The sequence below is a fragment of the Neolewinella aurantiaca genome (assembly GCF_008014675.1).
GTDB lineage: Bacteria > Bacteroidota > Bacteroidia > Chitinophagales > Saprospiraceae > Neolewinella > Neolewinella aurantiaca.
In genome coordinates this window covers 1-1209 of record NZ_VOXD01000100.1, presented here as the reverse complement: position 1 = coordinate 1209, position 1209 = coordinate 1, and the positions used below count along the sequence as shown (strand labels likewise).

Annotated in this window: 1 protein-coding gene; it reads left to right on the top strand. The window is 46.7% G+C overall.

All coding sequences use genetic code 11. The annotated features are described in order from the left end of the window. Positions 1-301 precede the first annotated feature (301 nt). Positions 302-1209: IS110 family transposase (locus tag FUA23_RS22185; protein WP_147932962.1), on the top strand; the 908-nt coding region annotated here is incomplete at its 3' end.

Sequence of the window (1209 nt, the reverse complement as noted above, 5' to 3'; positions counted from 1 at the left end):
CCCTTTAAGTTTGTGCTGAGGCAATCGGCCTATACATAGAGAAAGCAAAAATGTGTAACTTGAATTGATGAGCCGCCGCCGTTAGGAGGATGGCGGTCATCAATCAAGCTACACATTCGTAAACGACACCAGAAGCGGAGAGGGTAAAAAGAGAGCGGCCGTCGGGAGAGAAACCCATCCTGCGATTTAAGACCTTCTCCGTTATCTGAGATACAAGTTCATATAGCAATCTTGGGAGGAAAACCCGGTAAAGGGATTAGAACCGTCTCAAATACTCTGGTGTACAAATTCAGTTAAAGGTATGAATACCTATCAATATTATTTCGGCTGGGACATTTCCCAGCTTACGCTGAACTGGTGTCTATATGATCGGACAGGGCAGATCGTATCAGAAGGTCAAATCAGCAATCGCCGTCCAGCGATCCGATCTTTTTTGACATCCACTCTTTCCAAGTATGGAATACCCGCCCGTGAGGTTTTCTGTTTAATTGAGCAAACGGGGCTGTACGGCACCCGGCTAGCTCATGAAGCTCATCTGTTAGGTTTGATTACCTGTGTAGAGGATGCGCTGAAGATCAACAAGGATAATCGGCGCCAGTTGGACAAGAGCGACCCGATGGATGCCCGCTTTATTGGCCGATATGCCCTGGAGAAAGCCTACCGGCTCACCCAGTGGGAGCCGGATAGTACACCGTTGCAACGTATCAAAGGTCTTCAGCGTCGTCGTCGTAATTTGATCAGGGCAAAGCAATCTATTGCCACCTCCTACCGGTACAGTCTGGACTGGGACGAGATCGTCTTAGCGGCAGATATTGGCCATCGTATTGAAGAGCATGTCGCACAGATCAATCAGACAATCGATCTGATTGATGAGCGAATCACTCAAATCATTTTAGCAGAACCCGAGTTGGCTGAAATTTACCACCGGGTTCGCTCTGTCGTTGGCTTTGGCCCAAAGAATACCATCGTGTTTTTATTGGAAACCATGTTTTTACAGAAAGTAAAGACAGCTAAAGCTTGTGCCAATTATGCCGGTTTGAGGCCAACTGAAAAGTCTTCAGGCACCTCGCTTAATAAACGCAAGCGAACGCCTAAGCAAGTTAATGTTGCGCTGAAAACAGCTTTTCACATCGCTGCTTTTGCGGCTATCAAGACTAAATACCTCAGAGAATACTATGATCGTAAACGAGCAGAGAACAAGACACACTT